This window comes from Pseudomonas sp. LBUM1670 (assembly GCF_059695695.1).
Genome location: NZ_CP166783.1, coordinates 2,642,456 through 2,665,513, shown reverse-complemented (window position 1 = coordinate 2,665,513; position 23,058 = coordinate 2,642,456). Strand labels below are relative to the sequence as shown.

Genomic DNA, 23,058 nt, shown 5'->3' with positions numbered 1-23,058 from the left:
GGCTTGTATGCGTATCGGGAAACCTTTCAGGGTTAACAGCCGATCATCCCGCGTCAGCACCTCGCTCAAGTGTTACGGTGTTCGACCGTCAGGTGAGAGAGCTCATGAACCGGCACCAGACGTTTGCGAATGGCGTCGGCGTCGACATCCGCAGAGGCCACCACACTGACAATGGCCGCTCGCGCCTGTGGACCGATTTGCCAGACATGCAGGTCGCTGATCCTCACATCACCGGTCTGTTCCAGCAGATCACGAATCTTAGCTGCAACCTGCTCATCGGTGGTGTCGAGCAGCACGGCGGCACTGTCGCGCAACAAGCCATATGCCCATTTTGCAATGACGATGGCGCCTACAATGCCCATGACCGGATCCAGCCAGACCCAGCCCAGATACCGGCCGGCCAGCAACGCGGCGATGGCCAGCACGGATGTCAACGCATCGGCGAGCACATGGACGTACGCGGAACGCAGATTGTTGTCGTGATGGTGAGGATGTTCATGAGAGTGGTTGTGATCATGGCCCTGATGCCCGTGTTGGCCGGCCAGCAAAAATGCACTGACGATGTTCACTAAGAGCCCCACCACCGCAATCAGCGTCGCTTCGGTAAAGGCAACGGTAGTCGGCTGAAACAGGCGCAGAACGGATTCTCCGGCAATGCCGAGCGACACCAGCCCCAATACCATTGCCGAGGCAAAACCGGCCAGATCACCGACCTTGCCAGTACCAAAACTGTAACGGGCGTTGTTGGCATTGCGTCGGGCAAACGCGTAAGCCGCCGCCGAGATACCCAAGGCGCCGGCATGCGTTGCCATGTGAAAACCATCGGCCAGCAGCGCCATGGACCCGGTGATGTAACCGGCAGCGATCTCACCGATCATCATTACGAAGGTCAACGCCACGACCCATAGCGTGCGGCGAGCATTCTCATCGTGGGAAGCGCCGAGGAACACGTGGTTATGGCTGAAGGATGGAGCCTGAGGTGTCAGTGTCATGGTGATTGGACTCTATTTCGAGTAACGGCGAATGGCTTGCAGCAATTCTTCAACGCCTTGCGCGCGTTCCTCGTTGCTGAGATCGGGATGGGCCACGTGTTCACGGGCATGGGCGTCGATGAACTGATCCATCAAGCCGTTGACCGCTCCACGGATCGCCGCGACCAGGTGCAGGGTCTTGGCGCAATCGGCGTCGGACTCGAGGGCCTTTTCTACTGCATGAACCTGGCCGGCAATGCGCCGCACCCGATTGAGCAGATCGTCTTTGTGTTCGTGGATGTGCGACATACCTATACCCCCTACCCCTATGTGGCGCACATAATCAATGATAGGGCCGGTGGAGGCAAGGCTGTTTTGAGGTTTCTTAAGGTTGGCCGCGTTATCGTTCTTCGCGAGCAGGCTCGCTCCCACAGGTTCTTTTGTCGTTCACCATAGCCGGGACAACGCCGAACCCTTGTGGGAGATTCTTTGGTTGAGGGGAAGCCCTCAACTGGTTTTCGGTTGGTATTCGCTCTGCCCCTTCAGCAGGGCATTACGTGACCCGCCGTCCAGAAGATCCACCAAGTGATGAACCATTACGTCAACCGAGGCCAGCGTCACGACCAGATAAACCAGCAGGGTTTCGGTCGTGGCTTCGGGGTCCACGGTAAACAGGGTGCTGGGTGTGCGCGGCGTGGCTTTGATGTCGGCAGCCGATGGGAAGTGAAAGTTCGAGGGCCCGTTCGGCGGCATCGTTGAGTTTGTTTGAATCGGTTTCGTACGGGGATGCGGGATCGGTGTCCGGCGGATTGGGTGTAACCTTGAACTTAGATGGAACTCCAGATAAATAAAGTGGAACCATCACTTTCGCTACCAAAACGAAGGTGGCGGCCATACGAAGGTTGGTAGACCGGTCACCTGGAAACCCGGCGCATCCGAAGGTGCCCTACGCATGGCCACCATAAAACAGAGGACGAGAAACTTCCCTGCATAAGGTCGCGCTACGCATCAGGTTTACGGGCTACCAAACCCCATCGCTGTTTTTTCAGCGATCGGAAAATGATAGAGCCCGAGCCCAAGGTGCACAAGCCGGCGGACTCTGGCGTAACGGTAGGCAACGACGCAGGGTTTTGCAGCTTTTCAGAAAGTTACTTTGATGGCGCTTAAACATGCGCCCTCACACGACGTTCAAGACGCGACAGCGCACTGCCAACTGGCTGACATTTGTAACAACACCGCGAGTTTCAGACCTGTCCTACAGCGCCGAAATATCTTTTCGAGATAGCGTCCGCATCGTTTCCAAAACGATGAAACAAGGACGCTCATGGCTCGCAAAACAGACATCCCTCGGGTTCAAAACCCACCGTCAGGCGACGGGCACCACATCACCAGCCGCTACATGACCGCAACTGAACTGGCGGAACGGAACGCCAGACAAAAAGCCTATGACGACATGATGGCTCGACAGCAAGCATACGAAGACCGTCTTGTCAGGCAGCCGCTGTGGAAAAATCAAAACACCAAGGGTTGCGTGTTTATCAAAAGCTGCAATCTCTCGGACGGGGTAATCAACCATGACAACCCAGCCGGGTTTGTCCCTGTCGAGATACTGGCCGACTACGGAAGTTTCTCTCTCTTGGGTGGTCGCGAAAGGGACGCAGCGGGAAACATTCCTCTCAAAAAAATCAGTGGTAGCCCGTTACCTGGTGCGATGGGAACGCTTCTCTTGGGCGGGGCCGGGATTGCTGGTTCCGGGACCACCGTTGCCGGTGGTACAGCGGCAGTGACGGCTGGCGTTGCGGCCGGCGCTTTGGCGGGCGTAGTTGCACTGCTCTGGCCGTCGAGTCTCGGGGATAGTTCTCTGTATTCGGAAGAACAACTCAAATCACTCAAGGAAGGTCGTACGCGCGTCCGCCTGCAGGTAGAACAACAGGCCGATAGCACCTTGAAGGGCTATGGGTACAACACTCAGACGCGTAGCGACTGGGAAATGATTCCTGTTGTGCAGTTCATAGTTCAAGGCTCTCAACAGGTAGCTGACTTTGGTAACGGGATAACGCTGATATGGACACCAGCGGTAGATCCGTCCAGCACTTCGGGAATCCCTCCACTGGAAGGTGCTCCACAAGCCCCGCATATCTGGATTTATCCGCCCACTGAACAGGCGGATAACATCATCGTCAATCCGATCTATCCTCCCGAATATAACGACTTCATCCTTATATTTCCCGCCGATTCCGGCATCAAACCTCTTTATATTGTTTTGAGTCTGGAGTTCGATGCGGCTAGTTACCATGGCAAGACGGATACCCCAGTCAAAAGTAAGGGCCCGACAAATGGACAGCAAACGCTGGACAACTCAGTTCAGGTGAAACCTACATCTCCACGCAGAATTGGCGTCGATCCAAACACAAATGAGCTTGTTGTCTTTGACCGTACGGGAGGAGACTTCTACCACGGTCACGTCAGACAATGGGATAAACTCCACCAAGATATGAAAAATGCGCTGATGAGAGCTAAAAAAACGGACAACAAGGGCAATATTGTGGGAGTAAAAAAGTGAACTTTTTTTATCAAGACCCGTCAGTGACCCACGATGAAGCAGTGAAGCTCCTTGCCAGCGACGTGGGTGCAAGTGTCATTGCTGCATTAGTTTCCATCGGTCTGAATGAAGAGGACCGCATCTGGGCTCAGAACACTTGCCTGAAGTATCTCGAGAGTGAGGACGAATCGATTGCAGCGTCCGCTGTCACCGCTCTTGGTCATCTAGCCCGTAGGCATGGCGAACTGGATAAGGAAACAGTGTTTCCTGCACTCGAAAACGTTAAGAACGCATTCCCGGCTCTGGAAGGCATTGTTGCGGACACCCTCGACGACATTGATGCATTCACCTGAACGTCTATGGAAGGAGGCCTTGGGCATTCAGTAAACACCCCGACAAAAACTGCTTTTTGCGAACAAAGCGTGCAGTTTTTGTCGTTAAAGTTTCACCAGCCAATCAATCAATCAATCAATCAATCATCCCGCGTCAGCACTTCCAGCAATTCAATCTCGAAAATCAGGTTCGAATTCGGCGTGATCTTGCCCATCGTGCGCTCGCCATAGGCCAGATGCGCCGGCACCAACAACTTGCGCTTGCCGCCGACCTGCATCCCCATGATGCCCTGATCCCAGCCCTTGATGACTCTCCCCGTGCCAATCACACACTGGAATGGTTTGCCTCGGCTGTAGGAAGAATCGAATTCGGTGCCGTCTTCCAGCCAGCCGCGATACTGGGTGGTGATCAGTGAGCCCTTGACGGCGGCTTTGCCGTCGCCGGGCTCGATATCGATGATTTGCAGTTCGTCGTTCATGCTTCTACTCGTTTACGGTCGCCCGGGTTCGGGGCGCGGACGGTGGTTTTCGCAGAATTCGGCGCCGAAGGCAATCCATGGAACCGAAGCCCTTGGCGCCCGTTCACATGAGTATCGACCTCGTGCTCAGTAAAGGACGCTCTGATGACCGATCCACAAACACTGCGCAGTTTCATTCCACCCTACATTCTCAATCGAATCATCGCCCACGGTTCCGAGCGTCAGCGCTCCAGCGCGATGGTCACGCTGACCCACGTGCGCACACTTCGACACACGCCGGGTACACCGGTGCCTTCTGCTGCGGCGACGATCCTGCCCCCTTCGGTTCAACCCGGCCAGGTACAGCGCAGCATTCATGACGCGCAAGGAAAAATGCTGCTGCCGGGAATGCCCGCACGCCTTGAAGCCCAGCCAGCGACGGGCGATCCGGCGGTTGACGAGGCGTACGATGCCCTGGGCGCCAGTCATGATTTTTTCTGGAAGGTGCTGGGCCGCGACTCCATCGACAATCAGGGTTTTGCGCTGATCGGCAGTGTGCATTACGGCCTGGAATACGAAAATGCGTTCTGGAACGGCGCGCAAATGGTCTTCGGTGACGGCGACGGCGAGATCTTCGAGCGCTTCACCCGCTCGCTGGATGTGATCGGGCACGAGTTGACTCATGGTGTGATCGAAAGCGAAGCCGGCCTGATTTACGCCAACCAGTCCGGGGCATTGAATGAGTCGATATCCGACGTTTTCGGCGTGCTGATCAAGCAACATGTGCTCGGCCAGACGGTGACAGAGGCGGACTGGCTGATCGGCGCCGACCTGCTGACGCCACGCATCAAGGGCATTGGCTTGCGCTCGATGGCCCACCCGGGCACGGCTTACGACGACCCGTTGCTCGGCAAGGACCCGCAACCGGACCATATGCGCAAGTTCGTCATCACCCAGGAGGATAATGGCGGTGTGCATATCAATTCCGGCATTCCCAACCGGGCGTTTTATCGGGTGGCGGATGCATTGGGCGGCTTTGCCTGGGAGAAAGCCGGACGCATCTGGTACGACACGCTGTGCGACAAACGTTTGGGCGGCGATGCGTCATTCGGGCAGTTCGCGCAATTGACCCTCGCCCACGCTCGCAACCGTTTCGGCACCGACGCGGCTCGCGCGGTGAAGAACGGTTGGTCCGAGGTGGGCGTCAAACTGTCTCAGGAGGGATCATGAACACCCTGCCAACACTCGGCGATGAAGCCGTCGTTCGTCTCTCCCGCCAGGGCGGTTTCGCGGTGATCCACGCCTTGACCCGCCCCCGTGAAATCGAATTCGCGCAATGTAATCTCGATCAGCGCACGCGTATTTGCACGTTGCTGGAGGGTTGCCTGCCACTGACCCGCGAGTCTTCCGGCCAGGGCGATCAGCGCTTCTATCAAATCGAAGTGCGCTACCGCCTCAATGAGCAGGACGACCAGCTGGTGCTGAAAGTGCCCGAGGACCAGGCGCCGGGGGAATTGGTGCACTTGTGGGACAAAGGAGAAGTTCTTTAGGGACTAAAGTGCTATTGAGCCGGTGTGAACTAACCTATGCACACCTTTCCCGGAATGATGGCTCGCCATGATGGCAACTCCTGAATGATATCTGTCTCGACCAGCGCAGCCATCGGTTCGGTACTGCTTGCCGTGATCATCGCGCTGATCTACCGCGAGCGCTCGCTGCGCAAGCAGCTCGCCGAACATCGGGCGAGCCTGTCCGAACGGCAAACTATCCATCAGGACAGCGACGCCGAACGCTTCAAGCGCAGCCAGTACTTCGCGCGTATCGGCACCTGGGACTGGGATGTCGACACTGACCGGCTCTACTGGTCGGACGCGATCTACGGCATGTTCGGCTTCAAGATCGGCGAAATAACACCCTCCTACGCCTTGTTTTGCGCCTGCGTGCACCCGGATGACCGGGTCAAGGTACGGGCTGGCGAGCTGCGTTGCCTGGAAACCGGCGAGAATCATGACGAGGAATACCGGGTCACCTGGCCCGACGGCACGATCCGCTGGCTACGCGAGACCGGCAACGTGGTGAAGAACGACCACGATGAAATGATCAAGATGATGGGCGTGGTCCGCGACGTCACCGAGGAAAAAGCCTCCGCCAGTTACCTGCAACACCTGGCCCATTTCGACCCGTTGACCGGCCTGCCCAATCGACTGGTGCTCGAAGAACGCCTGTCCGAGGCGCTGGAACAGGCGCGCATCAGTGCCACGCGGGTGGCGCTGGTGTTTGTCGATCTCAATGGCTTCAAGGCAATCAACGACCGTTACGGCCATGCCGCCGGTGACCGCGTACTCGTCACCACCGCCACGCGCCTGAAGCGAATCCTGCGTTCAACCGACACCGTCGCCCGCATCGGCGGCGACGAATTCGTGGTTATCCTCCAGGGCCTGCCTCAAGGCAGCAGCCTGCAAGACGAAGCCCGCAGCATCTGCCAGAAAATCTTCGTCGAACTCTCACCGCCGGTGACGATTGGAAATGACCAGCGCTACATCGGCACCAGCCTGGGCGTCGCGGTCTTCCCGGACCATGCGCCGAGCATGGACCGGTTGATTCATATTGCGGATCTGGCGATGTATGAGGCCAAGCGCAGCGGGAACAATCAGTATCGGTTGGGTACTGAAAGCGCAGTGCGGGCTCATAGCGAATAGATCCTCGCAGGCGCTTTTGCCGGTGAGATCGCCTTCGCGGGCTCGCCCTAATACCTGTAGGAGCGAGCTTGCTCGCGATGGTCGTTAACGATGCCGCTTGTTTACTGACTAAACGCAGCGCTCTTGAGTCCATCGCGAGCAATCGAGCGTCGACCGGCTGCTCCTACAGGTATTAGGGCAAGCCCGCTCCCACACTGGATCTTCTGCGAGTCCAGCCTTTATCCTTGTGCCCCCGCGCCGTACCCAGTTCTGGAGTTTCCCCATGCCCCATGAAGGCAACCTGTTGCAAGCCGCTGTCGTGTTTCTGTTCGCGGCGGTGCTCACCGTTCCTTTGGCCAAGCGCCTGCAACTGGGGGCGGTGCTGGGCTATCTGTTTGCCGGCGTGATTATCGGGCCGTCGGTGCTGGGGCTGATCGGCAATCCGCAAAGCGTCAGCCATATTTCCGAACTCGGTGTGGTGTTGCTGCTGTTCATCATTGGACTTGAGCTGTCGCCACGGCGCTTGTGGGTGATGCGTAAGTCGGTGTTTGGCGTCGGTCTGGCGCAGGTGCTGTTGACCGGGTCGGTGATGGGTGTGGTGGCGCTGTTCGTGTTTGGCCAATCATTGAACAGCGCGATTGTGCTCGGCCTGGGCCTGGCCTTGTCGTCCACTGCGTTTGGCTTGCAAAGTCTGGCTGAGCGCAAAGAGCTGACCAGTCCGCATGGGCGACTGGCGTTTGCGATTCTGTTGTTCCAGGACATCGCCGCGATCCCTCTGATTGCCATGGTGCCGCTGTTGGCGGGCGGCGATCACACCACCAGCGCGGCCGAGGATTTGAACCACGGCTTGCGGGTATTGGGCAGCATTGCGGTGGTGGTGATCGGTGGACGCTATCTGCTGCGACCAGTGTTCCGCGTGGTGGCCAGGACCGGTTTGCCGGAAGTGTCCACCGCCACCGCGTTGCTGGTGGTGATCGGTACGGCGTGGCTGATGGACCTGGTCGGCGTGTCGATGGCGCTGGGCGCGTTTCTCGCCGGTTTGCTGCTGGCGGACTCCGAGTATCGCCACGAGCTGGAAGCGCAGATCGAACCTTTCAAGGGTTTGTTGCTGGGGCTGTTTTTCATCAGCGTTGGTATGGGCGCGAACCTGAGTTTGCTGCTCAGCGCTCCGATCACCGTGCTGGGGCTGACGCTGCTGCTGATCGCCATCAAGCTGCCGCTGTTGTTTGCGGTGGGCCGACTGGCCGGTGGCTTGGGCAAGGTCAGTGCGATTCGCCTCGGTATCGTACTCGCCGCCGGTGGTGAATTCGCGTTTGTGGTGTTCAAGATCGGCCGGGATCAGGGCTTGTTCGAGGCACGCCTGTACGACCTGCTGGTGCTGACGATCACGCTGTCCATGGCCGTGACGCCGCTGTTGCTGCTGATCTGCGCACGACTGGTCAGCCCGAGGGTGCAGCCGGTGGTGGTGCCGGAGAAATTCCGCGAGATCGACACCGACGAACCCCGTGTGGTGATCGCCGGCATGGGCCGGATGGGGCAGATCGTCGCCCGTATCCTGCGCGCGCAAAACATCAAGTTCGTAGCCCTCGACACCTCGGTGGAAACCATCGAGCTGTCGCGTAGTTTCGGCGGCGTGCCGGTGTTCTACGGCGACCCGATGCGCCCGGAAATCCTCAGCGCGGCCAAGGTCGAACAGGCGGAATACTTCGTCATCGCCACCGATGACCCGGACACCAACATCAAGACCGCCGAGGTGGTGCACAAGCTGTACCCGCACATCAAGATCATCGCCCGCGCCCGTAACCGTCAGCACGTGCACCGGTTGGTGGACCTGGGGGCCGAGGCGATTCGGGAAACCTATTATTCGAGTCTGGAAATGAGCCGGCGCACGCTGGTCGGCCTCGGGTTGACCCAGGCTCAGGCCGATGCGCGGATCAAGCGCTTCAAGCATCACGATGAACAGGTGCTGGAAGCACAGCATGCGGTGTATGACGATGCGGCGAAGGTGTTGCAGACCGCGCAGGAAGCCCGGGCGGAACTGGCGAAGCTGTTTGAGTCGGATCAGTTGGAGGAAGAGTCCAGCAAGAGTTGAGGTGAATTTTAGGGCCTCTTCGCGAGCAAGCCCGCTCCCACAGTTGTAATGCATTCCCCTGTGGGAGCGGGCTTGCTCGCGAAGAACGATAACGCGGTGCATCTGGATAAATACTAATTTCAAAGGAACCCACAATGGCCGCTGACCAACCCGCCCCCGCCCTCAAGGAAATCTTCAACGCCGAGCGCCTCAAGCACATCGCCAGCGAAATGACCGCGGTCTACCCCGCGTTCAACGCCAGGGCCTTCCTGAAACTGGCCAACGAAGGGCTTGCTGACTTGTCGATCATGCAGCGCATGGCCCGGGTCAGCGAGTGCCTGCACGCTGTCCTGCCGTTGAGTTACGAAGCGTCACTTGAGGTGCTGCGCGCCCTCGCCCCCCGCCTGAACAGCGGCTTCGTCAGCATCTCGCTGCCCCATTACGTCGCGACCTATGGCGGCCATGCGTTCGAACACTCCATGGACGCGCTCAAATACTTCACCCCCTTCGGCTCCGCAGAATTCGCGATCCGCTATTTCCTGCGCAGCGACTTCGAGCGCGCGTTGGCGGTGATGCACGATTGGTCGCTGGACGAAAACGAACACGTACGGCGTCTGGCCAGCGAAGGCTGCCGACCGCGTCTGCCGTGGTCATTTCGACTGGAACAAATCCAGGCCGACCCGAGCCTCGCCGCCGCGATCCTCGACAACCTCAAGGCCGACGACAGCCTCTATGTACGCAAGTCGGTGGCCAACCACCTCAACGACATCACCAAGGACCATCCCGAGTGGGTGCTGGACCTGATCGAAGGCTGGTCGCTGGAGAACAGGCACACCGCGTGGATCGCCAGACATGCGCTACGCAGCCTGATCAAACAGGGCAATCAGCGCGCGTTGGCGATCATTGGTGCGGGGGGCAAGCCTGAGGTCGAAATCATGGACGTGAAGGTCGAACCGGCGGTGATTGGTCTGGGGGAGAAAATCACCTTGTCCTTCAGCATCACATCCAAGGTCTCGATCAGTCAGCGACTGGTGATCGACTACGCCATCGATTACGTCAAGGCCAACGGCAGCACTTCGGCGAAGGTGTTCAAGCTTAAGGCGCTGACGCTGCCCGGCCACACCTGCGCCCTCCTTCGCCGTGGTCAGCACATCAAGGAACTCACCACCCGCAAACATTACGCGGGCCGGCACGCGGTGCACATTCTGGTGAACGGGGAACGGCTGGCCAGCACGCAGTTCGACATTATCGCGGACGCTGATTGACCCTGCTGCCAAACGGCCGGAAAACTACCTCCGGCCACTCTTTCCTTCACCTTCAGATTCCGTTAAGAAATGCCGCCGATACTCCTCCCGAATTCTCCCCGGGAGGCATCTTTCCATGCCCGATTACGACTGGAACATCCCTTTACCCCTGCATTTCGGCCATGCCGAAAATCCGCAGCTGAGTCTGGCCAGAGCCTTGCCGGACGAGCCCCGGCGTCCAGTCTTCGAAGACTTTATCCAGCAACGATTCCGCAAGGCCCACGGGGCCGACATCCGTCATTTCATGCCGGAGCTGTTTGGCATGAGCAATGCGGCCGGTGAACTCTGCGCGGTGGCCGGTGTGCGTCTGGCGAACGGTGGGCAGTTGTTTCTGGAGCGTTACCTGGATGAACCGGTCGATCCATTGATCCGCGCTGCAGCCGACCGCCCCGTGGACCGGGCCGGCATCGTCGAAGTGGGCAACCTGGCTGCCAGCGACACCGGCAGTGCGCGAATGAGCATCATCGCCATCACCTACCTGCTGGCCATGGGCGGCCTTGAATGGGTGGCGTTCACCGGCAACATCGGGCTGGTAAACAGCTTTCATCGCCTGGGTTTGAAACCGGTGACCCTGTGTGCAGCCGATCCGGCGAGGCTCGGCGACGATCGCCACAGCTGGGGCAGCTACTACGAGAGCAAGCCGTGGGTTCACGTCGGCAACATCCGCGCCGGTTTCGTCCATCTGCGAAACATCGGGATGTTCAACCGCCTGGGTTTGCCGTCGTCCATTGAGGAATCCAGCCATGTCGCCTGAAATAGAGCGTTTTAAACAGACTTTGCGCAGCCATGCCGAACGCAAGACCCATGCCGTCGCTCTGTGGGGCGATCAGTTGAAACTCGACTACGCCACGCTGTACGCCGAAGTCACCTATCGCCAGCAACGCCTGCGCGATGAAAACATCAACGTGGTTGCACTGGCGCTGGACAATGGCGTTGAAGCCATGCTCTGGGACCTGGCCACGCTGTTCGAAGGCCTGACCTGCCTGACGTTGCCACCCTTCTTCAGCCCGACGCAACGCCGCCATTGCCTGGAACAAAGCCAGGCCGAACGGGTGATCGCCGAGCCGGAACAGGAAGGCGAACTGCAAAGCGCCGGCTACGAGAAGACCGGTGAATTCTGGCGCCGCCGCTTCAGCGGTCCGAACCGGCTGCCCGAAGGCACCGCCAAACTGACGTTTACCTCCGGCACGACGGGCACACCAAAAGGCGTGTGCCTGAGCGCCGAGAGCTTTTTGGGCGTCGCCCGCGAGCTGGATCAGGCCAGCAAATCCACCCACCCTCAGCATCACCTGGCCTTGCTGCCCCTGGCCATCTTGCTCGAGAACCTCGGTTGCTATGCCGCGCTATACGCCGGGGCAACCTTGAGCCTGCCCAGCCAGAAAACCCTGGGCATCCAGGGCGCCAGCGGTGTTGATGTGCCACGCCTGCTCGGCTGCCTGGCCAGCCGAGTACCGGAAAGCCTGATCCTGGTGCCCCAATTGCTATTGATGCTGGTCAGCGCCGCCGAGCAAAAAGCGTTCAAACCCTATGCGTTACGTTTTGTCGCGGTGGGTGGCGCACGGGTTTCCGAGGAATTGCTGCATCGCGCGCAACGTATCGGTCTACCGGTTTACGAAGGTTACGGGCTGTCGGAGTGCGCGTCGGTGGTGTGCCTCAATCGACCAGACGCACATCGCCCCGGCAGCGTCGGCCGGCCCTTGCCCCATGTGCACATTCGTCTGGCCGACGACGGTGAAGTACTGATCAAGGGTTCGACGCTGCTCGGTTATCTGGGTGAAGCACCGCACGCGGAGGAATGGTGGCCCAGCGGCGATCTCGGCGAATTCGATCCCGAGGGTTTCCTCTACCTCAAGGGGCGCAAGAAACATCAATTCGTCACCAGTTTCGGCCGCAACGTGAACCCTGAATGGGTCGAGACCGAATTGACCCAGGGTCATTACATCGCGCAGGCCTTCGTCTACGGCGAAGCCTTGCCGCGCAACCATGCACTGCTCTGGCCGCATCGCCCGGATTGCACCGACGAAGAGATTGCCGTCGCTGTCGCCAAGGCTAACGAAGCCTTGCCCGATTACGCACAGATCCATCACTGGACCCGCCTCGATCAACCGTTCACCCCTGCCAACGGCCTGCTGACCGCGAATGGCCGTCCACGCCGTGACGCCATCGTCGAACGTTATCGGGCGCTACTGACTGAATCCGCACTTTCCGAGGAACACGCATCATGAGTTTTTTCGACACCCTGCAAGAAGCTACCCAACAAGAACGACACGAACTGTTCAACCTTCCGATCATTCGCGACGCACTGGAGGGCAAGGTCAGTCTGGACAGCTACCGGGCTTTCCTGACTCAAGCCTATTACCACGTGCGCCACACCGTGCCTTTGATGATGGCCTGCGGCGCGCGTCTGCCGCAGCGTCTGGAATGGCTGCGTGAAGCCGTGTGCGAATACATCGAGGAAGAATACGGCCACGAAAAATGGGTCCTCAACGATATTGAAGCCTGCGGCGGCGACAAGGATTCGGTGCGCGACGGTCGCCCGTCCCTGCCCATTGAGCTGATGGTCAGCTACCTCTACGACCTGATAGCGCGGGACAACCCGGTCGGACTGTTCGGCATGGTCAACGTGCTCGAAGGCACCAGCATCGCCCTCGCCACCCACGCGGCAGGCAGCATTCGCGAGCGCCTGGAACTGCCGGAGAGTGCCTTCAGCTACCTCAGTTCCCATGGCTCTCTGGATATCGAGCACATGCAAACCTACCGCCGGCTGATGAACACGCTTGACGATCCCGCCGACCAGGCCGCAGTGATTCATGCCTCAAGGGTCGTGTACAAGCTTTACGCCGACATGTTCCGCGGCTTGCCGCGCAACGGGGAGAATCCGCATGCGCCTGTCTGACGCTCGCGTGGTATTGACCGGTGCCAGCGGTGGCATTGGCCTGGCAATCGCGACCGCTTTGTGTGCCAACGGTGCGCGGGTACTGGCGGTGTGTCGACATCGGGAACCGTTGGAGCCATTGCTCAAACGTTATCCGCAACACTTTTTCTGGGTCGGCGCGGACCTGACCAGTGTTGCCGACCGGCGCAAAGTGCTGGCCTCGGCCGAGGTCATGGGCGGCATCAACCTGCTGATCAACGCCGCCGGAATCAATCACTTCGCCATGCTCGAACAGCTGGATGACAGCGACATCAATGCGATGCTGGCGGTGAACATCAGCGCACCGATCTGCCTGACCAGAACCTTGCTGCCGTTACTCAAGCAGGCCGAGAGCGCGATGGTGGTCAACGTCGGCTCTACGTATGGCTCCATCGGCTACCCCGGTTACGCCAGCTATTGCGCCACCAAGTTTGCCTTGCGCGGTTTTTCCGAAGCCTTGCGCCGGGAACTGGCGGATACCCGCGTCGGTGTTCTGTACGTTGCCCCGCGCGCGACTCGCACGAGCATGAACAGCCCGGCGGCGCAGGCCTTGAATGACGCGCTCAAGTCCAATGTCGACGACCCGCAAACCGTCGCCGCGGCCGTGATCCATGCGATTGCCGGCGACCGCCGCGATTTGTACCTGGGCTGGCAGGAACGCTTTTTCGTGCGCCTGAACAGCCTGTTGCCGAATCTGGTGGACCGGGGGTTGCGCAAGCAATTGCCGTTGATCCGTCACCTGAGTCAAAAGTCCGACAATGAGAACCTCAAGCCATGAAAAAACTCACCGTTTGCCTGCTGCTCACCGCCCTGAGCCAAAGCGTCTGGGCGCTGGAACCCGCTGACCAGCAACGCCTGACAGGCATCCAGCAAAGCTGGGCACACATTCAATATGAACTGCCGGCAGATCAGCGCACCGACGCGTTTGAAAAACTCGCCGCGCAGGCTGCAGCGTTTACGCGGGAACGCCAATCAGTCGCCGAAGCCTGGATCTGGTCCGGCATCGTCACCAGCAGTTGGGCCGGTGCCCAGGGCGGGCTCGGTGCGTTGAGCAAGGTCAAGGACGCGAAGGTCGATCTGGAAAAAGCCATGGCCCTGGACCCCAAAGCCCTGCAAGGCTCGGCCTACACCAGCCTTGGCGCCCTGTACGACCGCGTTCCCGGCTGGCCCATCGGTTTTGGCGACTCGGACCAAGCCGAGCTGTTACTTAAACAGGCCTTGCAACTCAACCCGAACGGCATCGAAAGTCTGTACTTCTGGGGTGACCACCTCTACCGTCAAAAGCGTTACGGTGACGCCCGGACAGCGCTGCAAAAAGCCCTGCAGGCCGCGCCACGGCCGGGCCGGGAGCTCGCCGATGCCGGACGTCGCAAGGAAATCGAAGCCTTGCTGGTGGACGTGAACAAGAAACTCGACTGACGGGAGTCCATGTGCGCTTATTACTGATAGAGGATGACGTTGCACTGGGCGAAGGCATCCATCAGGCGCTGGGCCGGGAAGGCTATACCGTCGACTGGTTGCAGGACGGCACCAGCGCCTTGCACTCGCTGCTCAGCGAAACCTTTGATTTGGCGGTACTTGACCTCGGCCTGCCACGCATGGACGGGCTCGAAGTACTGCGGCACTTGCGCGACAGCGGCTCCAACCTGCCCGTGCTGATCCTCACCGCGCGTGATGCCACCGAGGATCGCATCGCCGGGCTCGATGCCGGCGCGGACGATTACCTGATCAAACCTTTTGATCTGGCAGAACTCAAGGCTCGGCTGCGGGCCTTGTTGCGGCGCAGCGCCGGCCGCGCCCAGGTACTGATCGAACACGCCGGCATCAGCCTCAACCCTGGCACCCAGCAAGTCAGCTATCAGGGTGAACCGGTGGCACTGACACCCAAGGAATATCAACTGCTCCATGAATTGCTCTCGCCACCGGGCCGGGTCATGACCCGCGATCATCTGATGCAGCTGCTGTATGGCTGGAACGAAGAAGCCGAGAGCAACACTCTGGAAGTGCACATCCATCACCTGCGCAAGAAATTCTCCACCGACCTGATTCGCACCATTCGCGGTGTCGGTTATCTGGTGGAGGAGCGTCGATGACGTCGATCCGTCGCCGCACGCTGACGTTGATTATCGGCCTGATGCTGGCCGGTCTGGCAGTGATCAGCATGCTCAACCTACACGACAGCAATCATGAAATCGCCGAAGTCTACGATGCGCACCTCGCGCAAAACGCCCGTTTGCTTCAGGGTGTGATGCGCATGCCGTTGGCGAGCAAGGAACACACTGAGCTGTACCAGGCGTTCAACCAGGCCTTGAGCGAAGCGGTGCCGAGGGTCGACGGCCACCCGTATGAAAGCAAACTGGCCTTTCAGGTCTGGGATCAGCAGGGCGAAGTGCTGGTGCACACCGCCAGCGCCCCCTCCTTCACCGCGCCTCCCTCGAAACCCGGGTTCAGTGATGTCGTGGACCTGAACAACCGCCACTGGCGCGCCTTCCTGCTCGAAGATAAACAGAACCACCTGCGCATCTGGGTCGGCGAGCGGGACGATGTGCGTTCGGACCTGGTGGACCGGATCGTGCGGCACACCTTGTGGCCCAATATTCTGGGCAGCCTGATTCTGGCGGCGATGGTCTGGCTGGCCATCGGCTGGGGCCTCAAACCGCTGGCGGACATGGCGGCGACCCTGCGGGCGCGGCACAGTGGCTCGCTCGAACCGCTGCAATTGGACCCGCTGCCCAGCGAGCTGGAACCGATGCAAGCAGCACTGAACCGCATGCTCGCGCAGATTCAGGAAGTGCTCGGTCGCGAGCGCCGCTTCATTGCCGACGCGGCCCATGAGATGCGTACGCCCCTGGCGGTGTTGCGGGTGCATGCGCAAAACCTGCTGGAGGCCGGCACCGAACAGGAACGTCGCGAATCACTGGAATTCCTGATCGCCGGCGTCGACCGTACCAGCCGTCTGGTGAATCAATTGCTGACCATGGCCCGCCTGGAGCCCAAAGCCGTGGCGCCGGTACGGCATAGCATCGACCTGACCGAAACCGTACGCGACAGTCTGGTTCAGCTGTCGCCGTGGCTGTTGAGTAAAAACCTCGAGCTGGCCTTCGACGTCAACGATCAGCCCTTGTCCGTGGTGGCCGACGCCGCCGCCATCGACATTGCCCTGAACAACCTGATCACCAATGCCGCGAATTTTTCACCTGTGCAAGGTGTTATCACCGTGCAACTGAGCCAGGCCGACGGGTTCTACAACCTCAGCGTTGAAGACCAGGGGCCCGGCATCGATGAAGCGGATCGCGGGCGATTGTTCGAACGTTTTTACAGCCGCGGCAATACTCAAGGCGCCGGGTTGGGGCTGACGATCGTCAACACCATTGCCACTCGGTTGGGTGGCCGAATCACCCTGGTCAACCGACCGGAAGGCGGGTTGCGTGCCACGTTGTCGATTCCGGATCGCGGCCTCCTGTAGGAGCGAGCTTGCTCGCGATGGACGCCAGAACGCCGCGTTTAGTCAGGTGCCCCGCGTTATCGTTAACGTCCATCGCGAGCAAGCCTCGCTCCTACAGAGGATCGATGCCGGACAATAACTGTTGCTCACGCTCACACAATTCCACCACGTAATCCCACAACACCCGCAGCCGCACGGATTTGTGCAACTCGCGGCGGGTGCTGATCCAGTAGCTGCGCTGGATGCTTTCATCCGGTAACAACGGCACCAACTCCGGATCGGCACTGGCCATGTAGCACGGCAGCACCGCGATCCCCAGACCGGAGCGCGCCGCCTGTTGCTGGGCGATGACGCTGGTGCTGTGAAAGACCACCTGCGGGTTGCGGCAGAAGCTGTTGAGGAACATCAGTTCCTGGCTGAACAGCAAATCGTCGACGTAACCGATCCAGGCATGGCGACCGAGGTCTTCGCGACTGCTTAACGGTGGCGCCTTGTCCAGATAAGTCTGGCTGGCATACAGCGCCAGTCGATAGTCGGTGAGTTTGCGCGTGACCAGCATGTCGGCAGACGGGCGCTCCAGATGGATGCTGATTTCGGCTTCGCGGTTGAGAATGCTGACAAACCGCGGTACCGCCACCAGTTCCACTTCCAGCCCCGGATAGCGTTCGAACAGCCCGTTCATGCGGCTGGCGAGGAACATGATGCCCAGCCCTTCCGTCACGCCGACGCGAATCTTGCCCAGCGGTGCGGTCGATTGGGTGATTTCTTCCTGAGCCAGCAGCGCCACGTTTTCCATCGCCTCGGCGTGTTTGAGCAGCGCTTCGCCGGCCGGAGTCATCTCGTAGCCCTGGGCGTGCTGGACGAACAGCGCCGTGCCCAGGCTCTTTTCGATGGCCTCGATGTGCCGGGCCACCGTGGCGTGGGTGGTGTTCAAATGGCGGGCGGCGGTGAGCAAACGCCCGCTGCGTTGCAATTCGAGAAAAAACCGCAGGTCATTCCAATCGAACATGAACCGTCCTTAGAGCTACGCTGTTTAAAAACGCACAGCGGCTGCGCAAAAACTAACATTCTTTTAACGAAAGCTAACAACTAGGATGGCCGACAACAAGAACAACAATGCGAGGTCAGGGATGCAGACTTCCCTTGATGAATTCGACTACATCGTGGTCGGGGCCGGGCCGGCCGGGTGTTTGCTGGCCAATCGGTTGTCGGCCAATCCGCAACACCGGGTGCTGCTGCTTGAAGCCGGCGGCCGCGATAACTACGCGTGGATTCACATCCCCGTGGGTTACCTGTTCTGCATCGGCAACCCACGCACCGACTGGTGCTTCAAGACCGAAGCGCAACCCGGCCTGCAAGGTCGTGCGCTGAGTTACCCGCGCGGCAAGGTCCTCGGCGGCTGTTCCTCGATCAACGGCATGATCTACATGCGCGGCCAGGCCAGTGACTACGATGGCTGGGCCGCCGACGGCAATCCCGGCTGGAGCTGGAACGACGTGCTGCCGCTGTTCAAGAAAAGCGAAAATCACTTTGCCGGCGACTCGGAGTTTCACGGTGCCGCGGGCGAGTGGCGGATCGAGCGTCAGCGCCTTTCCTGGCCAATTCTCGACGCATTCCGCAGTGCTGCCGAGCAAAGCGGCATCGCCAGCATCGACGACTTCAACCAGGGCGACAACGAAGGTTGCGGCTACTTCCAGGTCAATCAGAAGGCCGGAATCCGCTGGAACGCAGCCAAGGCGTTTCTCAAACCGGTCCGCCACCGCCCCAATCTCACCATACTGACCGACGTCGAAGTCGACCGCGTCCTGCTGGAAAACGGCCGCGCATCGGCGGTCAGCACACGCTGGCAGGGCCAGGCGAAAACCTTCAAGGCGCGCAAGGAAATCATCCTCTGCGCAGGCGCCGTCGGCTCACCGACCCTCCTGCAACGCTCCGGCATCGGCCCTCGCCCGCTCCTGGAAAAACTGGGGATCGGCGTGGTCCATGAGCTGCCCGGCGTGGGCGGCAATCTGCAGGATCACCTGCAACTGCGGCTGATCTACAAACTGGAAAACGCCCGGACCCTGAACCAGATCGCCGGCAGCGTGTGGGGCAAGATGGGCATGGGGCTGCGTTATCTGTATGACCGCAGCGGGCCACTGTCCATGGCGCCGAGTCAGCTCGGTGCGTTTGCCCGGTCGGGGCCGGAACAGACCTCGGCGAATCTCGAATACCACGTGCAACCCTTGTCACTGGAACGTTTCGGCGAGCCGTTGCACGCCTTCCCCGCCTTCACCGCATCGGTCTGCGATCTGCGTCCGCAAAGCCGTGGTCGAATCGACATTCGTTCGGCCAATCCGCAGGAAGCACCGTTGATTCAACCCCATTACTTGAGCCACCCGGAAGACTTGCGCGTTGCGGCCGATGCCATCCGCCTGACCCGTCGTATCGTTTCCGCCCCCGCCCTGCAAGTATTCAAACCGGTGGAATACCTGCCCGGTGACAGCTTGCAGAGCGAAGAAGAACTGCACGAAGCCGCCGCCCGCATCGGCACGACGATTTTCCATCCGGTCGGCACCTGCCGCATGGGCAACGACGCCGACGCGGTGGTCGATGCGCAACTCAAGGTCCATGGCATCCCGGGCCTGCGCATCGCCGATGCGTCGATCATGCCGCGCATCACCTCGGGCAACACTTGTTCGCCTACGCTGATGATTGCCGAGAAAGCTGCGCAACTGATTCTTAACCCCACCACAAGGAGCATTACCCCGCCAAAGGAACTGGTTACGCACCCGTGAACCTTGGACGGACATGACTGTAGGAGCGAGCTTGCTCGCGATGAACCAGAGAGCGCACGTGGGTGTCAGGTTTACAGCGTTATCGTTGACGACCATCGCCAGCAAGCTCGCTCCTACAGGAAATACACCCGATACATCGACAGGAGCGGCACCCGCCCACAAGGCAGGCGCCGACAGTGGAACAACAAAAACAATCACTGTGAGGGATACCGATATGTCAGAACATGTACAGCCTCTGGAAATCACACGCAGCGTCGACGCGAGCCGCGATACCCGCAAAGTCATTTTCGCGTCGTCACTCGGGACGGTGTTCGAGTGGTACGACTTCTTCCTCTACGGCGCTCTCGCGGCGGTCATCAGCAAACAGTTTTTCGCCGGGGTCAACGACACCACCGCGTTCATCTTTGCGCTGATGGCGTTCGCCGCCGGTTTCATCGTGCGGCCCTTCGGCGCGCTGGTGTTCGGTCGGTTGGGGGACATGATCGGGCGCAAATACACGTTCCTCGCGACCATCGTTCTCATGGGTGTCGCGACGTTCTGCGTCGGGCTGCTACCGACCTACGCGAGCATCGGCATCGCCGCGCCGATCATTCTGGTGGTGTTGCGCATGCTTCAAGGCCTGGCGTTGGGCGGTGAGTATGGCGGGGCTGCGACTTATGTCGCAGAACACGCGCCCATCGGCAAACGCGGCTTCCACACCAGCTGGATTCAATCCACTGCGACCCTCGGCTTGCTGCTGTCGTTGCTCGTGGTGCTGGGTTGCCGTTATTTCACCGGTGACCAGTTCGAAGTCTGGGGCTGGCGGATTCCGTTTCTGTTCTCGATCGTGCTGCTGGGCATCTCGACCTGGATTCGTTTGAGCCTGCACGAATCACCCGCGTTCGTGAAAATGAAAGAGGAAGGCAAGCTCTGCAAGTCGCCGCTGCGTGATTCCTTCGGCAAATGGGAAAACCTCAAAGTCGTATTGATCGCCCTGTTCAGTATCAACGCCGGGCAAGCGGTGACCTTTTATGCGGCGCAGTTCTACGTGCTGTTCTTCCTCACCCAGTTTCTGAAAATGGACCCGGCACTGGCCAACAGTCTGTTGATCGTCAGCGTGATCATTGGCGCGCCGTTCTTCATTTTCTTCGGTTGGCTGTCGGACAAGGTCGGGCGCAAACCGGTGTTGATGATCGGCCTGCTGCTGGCCACCGCGCTGTACTTCCCGATCTTCAAGACCCTGGCCCATTACGCCAACCCGGCCATTGACCAGGCCAGCCGTCAGGCGCCGATCACCGTACTGGCCGACCCGGCCACCTGTACCTTCCAGTTCGACCCGGTGGGCAAGGCGAAATTTGACAGCCCGTGCGACAAGGTCAAAACCTTCCTGGTGAAACAGGGCCTGCCCTACAGCAGCGAAGCGGCCCCGGCTGGCAGCGGCGTGCAGGTCAGCGTCGGCGAGGTGAAAATCGATGGCTACGATGAAGCGGCCCTGCGTGGGGCGGTGACGCTGGCCGGGTATCCGTCACAGGCTGACACTCAGTTGATCAACAAGCCGATGATCGTGGCGCTGATCGTTGCGCTGATCATTATTTCCGCCATGTGCTACGGCCCGCTGGCGGCGCTGATGGTCGAACTGTTTCCGACGCGCATCCGCTATACCTCGATGTCCCTGCCCTATCACATTGGTAACGGCTGGTTCGGCGGGTTCCTGCCGACGGTGTCGTTTGCGTTGGTGGTGTATACCGGGGACATTTTTTACGGTCTGTGGTACCCGGTGGTGATTACTGCGGTGAGTCTCGTGGTGGGGATGATCTGTTTGCGTGAGACCAAGAATGTGGATCTGGATACCAACTGAGGGCTGTTTGGTGGGCTATCGATTGGGGGCATATCCGTTATTTTGGTGATGGCGGCTGGCGGTTTCGCCCTTACGGCGAGTCACTTTCGAAACGCGCGAAAGTAACCAAAGCGCTTCTGCCCCTTTCGTTCGGTGCCTCGCTAAGGCTCGGCACCGTACGTCAGGGGCAAAGCCTTTTGGTTCCTTTTTGGCGTTTGAAAAAGGGACTCGCTGTAAGAGCGAAACCATAAGCCGCCGTTACCGCAGGAATGGATATGTACACCTGAAAAAGTATGGTCGGCTACCAGGCCGCCATCGTAGCGATGCGGCGACCCGACAAGCCAGCTCCCACACTTTGATCGGTGTACATCTGCGAGGAACAGGTCGATATCAAAGTCGCCTTCGCGAGCAAGCCCGCTCCCACAGGGTTCCGGGAACATTAGCGGGACTGGACCGTCATCCAATTTCTAAAGTGAACAGAGTTACCGCAAACGCAGATCGTTTTAGTTACTCTGACCCCCGAAGCACCCATCGCCCCGCCACTCACCCGACCGAGGCACCATGATCATTTCATCCGCATCCGACTATCGCGAGGCAGCCCGCCGCAAACTCCCCCGCTTCCTGTTCGATTACATCGACGGGGGCGCCTATGCCGAGCACACGCTGAGGGCCAACAGCGCCGACCTGACGGGCATCAGCCTGCGTCAGCGCATTCTGAAAAACGTCGAAACCTTGAGCCTTGAAACCACCCTCTTCGACCAGCCCCTCGCAATGCCGATCATCCTCGCGCCGGTCGGCCTGACGGGCATGTTCGCCCGCCGTGGTGAAGTGCAGGCGGTCAAAGCCGCACAAAACAAAGGCATCCCCCTGTGCCTGTCGACGGTCTCGGTGTGCTCGATCGAGGAAGTAGCGACCCAAAGCCAACAATCCATCTGGTTTCAGCTGTATGTGCTGAAAGACAGAGGCTTCATGAAAAATGCCCTGGAGCGGGCCAAGGCCGCCGGGGTGAAAAACCTGGTGTTCACCGTCGACATGCCCACCCCCGGCGCCCGCTACCGGGATGCGCACTCGGGCATGTCCGGACCTTTTGCGTCTTCACGACGAATGTTGCAGGCCATGACCAAACCCGATTGGGCCTTCAACGTCGGCCTCATGGGGCGCCCGCACGATCTCGGCAACATCTCGAAGTACCTGGGCAAAGCCGTCACGCTCGAAGACTACATGGGTTGGCTGGCCAACAACTTCGACCCGTCGATCAGTTGGAGCGATCTGCAGTGGATTCGGGATTTCTGGCAAGGCCCGATGATCATCAAAGGCATTCTCGATCCTCAGGATGCCCGGGACGCGGTCAGCTTTGGCGCGGACGGCATTGTGGTGTCGAACCACGGTGGAAGGCAGCTGGACGGCGTGCTCTCCACCACGAAGGCATTACCGCCCATCATGCAAGCGGTGGGCAATGACCTGACGGTGCTGGTCGACTCGGGGATCCGCTCGGGGCTCGATGTCGTGCGGATGCTCGCGCTGGGCGCGAAAGGCGTCTTGCTGGGGCGCTCCATGGCGTATGCGCTGGCCGCCGACGGTCAACGCGGAGTGGAAAACATGCTGGACATTTTCGCCAAAGAGATGCGCGTGGCGATGACGTTGACCGGGGTGACTTCAATTGGTCAGATTGATGAAACCACCCTGGTGCAGGCAATTCGTGAGCTGAAAGCCTGAACGTAAAACGCCCTGTCACTGCAGGGCGTTTTCA

21 protein-coding genes and 1 pseudogene are annotated in these 23,058 nt (G+C 59.7%); 17 read left to right on the top strand and 5 right to left on the bottom strand.

Annotated elements, in window-relative coordinates; all coding sequences use genetic code 11:
• Positions 1–65: 65 nt before the first annotated feature.
• The 3 genes and pseudogenes from dmeF to ACA073_RS12085 all read right to left on the bottom strand — a co-directional run.
• Positions 66–992 carry a CDF family Co(II)/Ni(II) efflux transporter DmeF gene (gene dmeF, locus ACA073_RS12095; RefSeq protein ID WP_497403685.1) on the bottom strand — a complete coding sequence of 309 codons (927 nt, stop codon included), beginning with the start codon at positions 990–992 and terminating at the stop codon, positions 66–68.
• A 12-nt stretch (positions 993–1,004) separates the two neighbouring features.
• Entirely contained in the window at positions 1,005–1,280 is a 276-nt protein-coding gene (locus ACA073_RS12090) for a metal/formaldehyde-sensitive transcriptional repressor (RefSeq protein ID WP_497403683.1), read from the bottom strand.
• Between the two features lie 234 nt (positions 1,281–1,514).
• Positions 1,515–1,833: pseudogene (locus ACA073_RS12085) on the bottom strand (DUF6124 family protein); the annotation flags it as partial.
• Between the two features lie 462 nt (positions 1,834–2,295).
• Between ACA073_RS12085 and ACA073_RS12080 the strand changes: the two are divergent.
• A complete protein-coding gene (locus ACA073_RS12080) occupies positions 2,296–3,534 on the top strand; it encodes an S-type pyocin domain-containing protein (RefSeq protein WP_497403682.1) in 1,239 nt (412 codons plus the stop codon).
• Entirely contained in the window at positions 3,531–3,866 is a 336-nt protein-coding gene (locus ACA073_RS12075) for a hypothetical protein (protein WP_497403681.1), read from the top strand. Before ACA073_RS12080 ends, ACA073_RS12075 begins: the two co-directional genes overlap by 4 nt.
• 119 nt (positions 3,867–3,985) lie before the next feature.
• Here the strand turns inward: ACA073_RS12075 and ACA073_RS12070 are convergent, their stop codons facing one another.
• Complete coding sequence (locus ACA073_RS12070) at positions 3,986–4,324, bottom strand: FKBP-type peptidyl-prolyl cis-trans isomerase (protein ID WP_497403679.1); 339 nt, start codon at positions 4,322–4,324, stop codon at positions 3,986–3,988.
• A gap of 144 nt (positions 4,325–4,468) precedes the next feature.
• Between ACA073_RS12070 and ACA073_RS12065 the strand changes: the two genes are divergently transcribed.
• The 12 genes from ACA073_RS12065 to ACA073_RS12010 all read left to right on the top strand — a co-directional run bounded on the left by ACA073_RS12065 (position 4,469) and on the right by ACA073_RS12010 (position 16,736).
• Positions 4,469–5,533, top strand: coding sequence for a M4 family metallopeptidase (locus ACA073_RS12065; RefSeq protein ID WP_497403677.1), 1,065 nt, complete (start codon positions 4,469–4,471; stop codon positions 5,531–5,533).
• Complete coding sequence (locus ACA073_RS12060; protein ID WP_497403676.1) at positions 5,530–5,853, top strand: protealysin inhibitor emfourin; 324 nt, start codon at positions 5,530–5,532, stop codon at positions 5,851–5,853. Before ACA073_RS12065 ends, ACA073_RS12060 begins: the two co-directional genes overlap by 4 nt.
• An 84-nt stretch (positions 5,854–5,937) precedes the next feature.
• Positions 5,938–7,002: a diguanylate cyclase domain-containing protein gene (locus ACA073_RS12055; RefSeq protein WP_497403675.1), complete on the top strand. Its 1,065-nt coding sequence runs from the start codon at positions 5,938–5,940 to the stop codon at positions 7,000–7,002.
• A 262-nt stretch (positions 7,003–7,264) separates the two neighbouring features.
• On the top strand, positions 7,265–9,073 hold the full coding sequence (locus tag ACA073_RS12050) for a monovalent cation:proton antiporter-2 (CPA2) family protein (protein WP_497403673.1): 1,809 nt from the start codon (positions 7,265–7,267) through the stop codon (positions 9,071–9,073).
• A 134-nt stretch (positions 9,074–9,207) separates the two neighbouring features.
• Entirely contained in the window at positions 9,208–10,317 is a 1,110-nt protein-coding gene (locus tag ACA073_RS12045; protein ID WP_497403671.1) for a DNA alkylation repair protein, read from the top strand.
• 115 nt (positions 10,318–10,432) lie between these two features.
• Positions 10,433–11,110 carry a thermostable hemolysin gene (locus ACA073_RS12040; RefSeq protein ID WP_497403670.1) on the top strand — a complete coding sequence of 226 codons (678 nt, stop codon included), beginning with the start codon at positions 10,433–10,435 and terminating at the stop codon, positions 11,108–11,110.
• Positions 11,100–12,581, top strand: coding sequence for an AMP-binding protein (locus ACA073_RS12035; protein WP_497403669.1), 1,482 nt, complete (start codon positions 11,100–11,102; stop codon positions 12,579–12,581). Before ACA073_RS12040 ends, ACA073_RS12035 begins: the two co-directional genes overlap by 11 nt.
• Positions 12,578–13,252, top strand: a complete 675-nt coding sequence (locus tag ACA073_RS12030; RefSeq protein WP_497403668.1) for an iron-containing redox enzyme family protein — start codon at positions 12,578–12,580, stop codon at positions 13,250–13,252. Before ACA073_RS12035 ends, ACA073_RS12030 begins: the two co-directional genes overlap by 4 nt.
• Positions 13,239–14,048, top strand: coding sequence for an SDR family oxidoreductase (locus ACA073_RS12025; protein WP_497403666.1), 810 nt, complete (start codon positions 13,239–13,241; stop codon positions 14,046–14,048). Before ACA073_RS12030 ends, ACA073_RS12025 begins: the two co-directional genes overlap by 14 nt.
• Positions 14,045–14,689 carry a tetratricopeptide repeat protein gene (locus ACA073_RS12020; protein ID WP_497403664.1) on the top strand — a complete coding sequence of 215 codons (645 nt, stop codon included), beginning with the start codon at positions 14,045–14,047 and terminating at the stop codon, positions 14,687–14,689. The genes ACA073_RS12025 and ACA073_RS12020 overlap by 4 nt, the downstream gene beginning before the upstream one ends.
• A gap of 11 nt (positions 14,690–14,700) precedes the next feature.
• Positions 14,701–15,363, top strand: coding sequence for a response regulator (locus tag ACA073_RS12015; protein WP_497403663.1), 663 nt, complete (start codon positions 14,701–14,703; stop codon positions 15,361–15,363).
• Positions 15,360–16,736: an ATP-binding protein gene (locus ACA073_RS12010; RefSeq protein ID WP_497403662.1), complete on the top strand. Its 1,377-nt coding sequence runs from the start codon at positions 15,360–15,362 to the stop codon at positions 16,734–16,736. Before ACA073_RS12015 ends, ACA073_RS12010 begins: the two co-directional genes overlap by 4 nt.
• 91 nt (positions 16,737–16,827) lie before the next feature.
• Here ACA073_RS12010 and ACA073_RS12005 read toward each other — a convergent pair whose 3' ends face one another.
• A complete protein-coding gene (locus ACA073_RS12005; protein ID WP_497403661.1) occupies positions 16,828–17,724 on the bottom strand; it encodes a LysR family transcriptional regulator in 897 nt (298 codons plus the stop codon).
• Positions 17,725–17,845: 121 nt separating this feature from the next.
• Between ACA073_RS12005 and ACA073_RS12000 the strand changes: the two genes are divergently transcribed.
• The 3 genes from ACA073_RS12000 (at position 17,846) to lldD (ending at position 23,024) form a co-directional block, all read left to right on the top strand.
• Positions 17,846–19,492 (top strand): GMC family oxidoreductase, encoded by a 1,647-nt coding sequence (locus ACA073_RS12000; RefSeq protein ID WP_497403659.1) that lies wholly within the window; start codon positions 17,846–17,848, stop codon positions 19,490–19,492.
• A 214-nt stretch (positions 19,493–19,706) separates the two neighbouring features.
• Positions 19,707–21,329 carry an MFS transporter gene (locus tag ACA073_RS11995; protein WP_497403658.1) on the top strand — a complete coding sequence of 541 codons (1,623 nt, stop codon included), beginning with the start codon at positions 19,707–19,709 and terminating at the stop codon, positions 21,327–21,329.
• 540 nt (positions 21,330–21,869) lie between these two features.
• Entirely contained in the window at positions 21,870–23,024 is a 1,155-nt protein-coding gene (lldD, locus tag ACA073_RS11990) for an FMN-dependent L-lactate dehydrogenase LldD (RefSeq protein ID WP_497403656.1), read from the top strand.
• The last annotated feature ends 34 nt before the right edge of the window (positions 23,025–23,058 follow it).